A 2,201-nucleotide genomic window follows, 5' to 3' on the forward strand; every position below is an offset into this window, starting at 1 on the left:
CCCGCCTTGCACAAGTTGTTCTCGAGATACATGTTGCGCAGATACCAGGCGTACATCGGGCCGGGCAGGTTGGTGCCATCGGCATTCCAGTAGAGCAGGTCGAACGCATGCGGTGCACCGCCCTTCAGATAATTGTTCACGACATACGGCCAGATCAGGTCGTTCGCGCGCAGCGTCTGGAGCACGAAGCCACCGAGATCGTAACTGCGCACATGAGTGGCGAGCAGATCGGCACCGTCGAGAATGCGTACCCGGTGCGGATCGGCGCGCACCGTGAGCATGCACCGCACGTGCGTATGCGGGATCGTGTAGTCGTTCAGGTCGAAGTGCACGTACCGCTGCTTGCTTACCTTCTCGGCCAGTTATTTCTCACCGCTCCGATGACATGCGGGATCTCATTTCGATTGATCGAAAATGCCCGCTTCGAGATCCTTCCTGAAATGCTCCAGCCAATCGCTTTCGTCGCCAAGCACGTACTCCCTCACCACCCGCGTCGATCGTCTGGCAACCGTGACATAGCCCAGTAGACCCAAACACTCGTCGGTTCTGGGGTCTGTCGTATCTGTTTTCTGGAGATCGAAATCATCTTTTTCCAGACCAATCCGCTGCAAGGTCGCGAGAAAGTGTTCGTGTTCATCTGGTTCGATCAATCGCATCTTCAATCCCTTATGTGTTTAATGGAGATGGCGCGGCCCCGTGCTCGCTGGACCAGACGACGAGCGCTCAAGCGCACAGGTCTTGAGGTGGGTCTCATCGACTCTCGATGACGGTCTGACCCAAGATAGCGCGCAAGCAACTTCAACAGGGCCCTCCGGCGAGTCCAGAATGATTCGATAGTCAGCGATCGCACATCACTGACGTCAAAGAGGAAGTTGGTGGCATCTCACCTACAGTAACTGTTGAAACACCTCAAGCCAGTCCTCCAATTGCCATGTCTTGGCGATCTTGCCTGTTCGCAGTTCGTGATGCGTATGAAAACTGCTATCGGCACGATCGAAAAGATGGTGAACGTTACGCCTACGCCGCGTACACCACTTCAACGATAGCTCGGTTCTCGAACCGCTCGGAGACATCGTGCCCGGCCGCCAAAACATACGAAACCTGCTCGTCGGCAAGCCGCTCGATCCTCTTGATCCGCGCACGCGCCATGCGATCGCCGTCACGCCGATTCTCGCGTGGGTCGGACTTGCGCAGATGGCTTGTCCTCCTCGTGCTACGGTCCTTAAGAAGCCTTTCTCGCGCTTGGTCAGCACACTTCGCTTCGCTGATTGATGGGGTAGTTGGACCGCTAAGCGTCCGGACGAGAAACTCATGAAAAGCCTTGAACCCGTCTGTTCGAGGCCGCCTTCGAACAGGCGGCCTCGAGCGCCACGTCTCTGCTTTTCAATTGAGTCCGTTAGCACTGGATTTGAAGGGCATCGCGCTTAGTCGTGTCATTGCGGAATGACGCGCTCAGCCTTAAGCCTGTCAAACAACCCAAAGAAGGCGTCGGGCGTGCTCTGATAGTCCAGGAATCCCGCCCTGCGGCTCTTCGTCATATCGGTGAGCACCTCCATCGGACGGCCGAGGTCGGCGTCCGTGTGCCACCATGACGCCAGCCTGCGGATATCCGTTTCGACCAGATCGAACTGTGCGGCGATCTTGGACCATTGCTCCCCCGTATCCTGCATCCGCTGTTCAAGCGGACGCATCTTGCCGTCGAATGGCGCAGCCTCGATGCCGAAGTATTCCGCGATTCGCGACCACATCCAGTTCCAGCGGAACACGTCGCCGTTGACCACGTTGAAGTCCTCATTGCGCGCGTTTGCGGAGGTCGCGGCCCATTCGAGATGGCGCGCCAGAAGCCGGGCGTCGGTCATGTCGGTCAGACTGTTCCATTGCGTTGGAGAACCAGGAAACACGAAAGGTTCGCCAGCCTGTTTGCAAAGCGACGCGTAGATGGCTAGCGTCACTCCCATATTCATCGCGTTCCCGACAGCGTATCCGATGATCGTATGCGGGCGATGCACGCTCCAGCCGAAGCCGTAACGCTGCGCGGCGTCGAAGAGCCGGTCTTCTTGTTCATAGTAAAAATTGTCGACTGGCTGGCGCCCTTGCTCTTCACGAAACGGCGTGACCGGCACAGCACCTGTTGCATACGCCTCGAATGGCCCGAGGTAATGCTTCAGGCCGGTGACGAGCGCCGCGTGTGACACGCCACC

At 57.7% G+C, this 2,201-nt stretch carries 3 protein-coding genes and 1 pseudogene; all 4 read right to left on the bottom strand.

The window, feature by feature from the left end:
• A pseudogene (locus tag AWB67_RS43685) lies at nucleotides 1-362 on the bottom strand (Mu transposase domain-containing protein); the annotation flags it as partial.
• Nucleotides 363-395: 33 nt separating this feature from the next.
• Entirely contained in the window at nucleotides 396-656 is a 261-nt protein-coding gene (locus AWB67_RS36620) for a transcriptional regulator (protein ID WP_087660714.1), read from the bottom strand.
• Between the two features lie 361 nt (nucleotides 657-1,017).
• On the bottom strand, nucleotides 1,018-1,149 hold the full coding sequence (locus tag AWB67_RS43135; RefSeq protein WP_268808166.1) for a hypothetical protein: 132 nt from the start codon (nucleotides 1,147-1,149) through the stop codon (nucleotides 1,018-1,020).
• Nucleotides 1,150-1,433: 284 nt separating this feature from the next.
• Nucleotides 1,434-2,201, bottom strand: a 768-nt coding sequence (locus tag AWB67_RS36625) for a Rossmann-fold NAD(P)-binding domain-containing protein (protein WP_087660715.1), incomplete at its 5' end; no start/stop codon positions are given.

The sequence above is a fragment of the Caballeronia terrestris genome (assembly GCF_001544515.1).
GTDB lineage: Bacteria > Pseudomonadota > Gammaproteobacteria > Burkholderiales > Burkholderiaceae > Caballeronia > Caballeronia terrestris.

Excerpts from the sequence above, each read along its gene's own strand:
- AWB67_RS36620 (WP_087660714.1), bottom strand. The coding sequence starts at position 656 with ATGCGATTGATCGAACCAGATGAACACGAACACTTTCTCGCGACCTTG.
- AWB67_RS43135 (WP_268808166.1), bottom strand. The coding sequence starts at position 1,149 with ATGGCGCGTGCGCGGATCAAGAGGATCGAGCGGCTTGCCGACGAGCAG.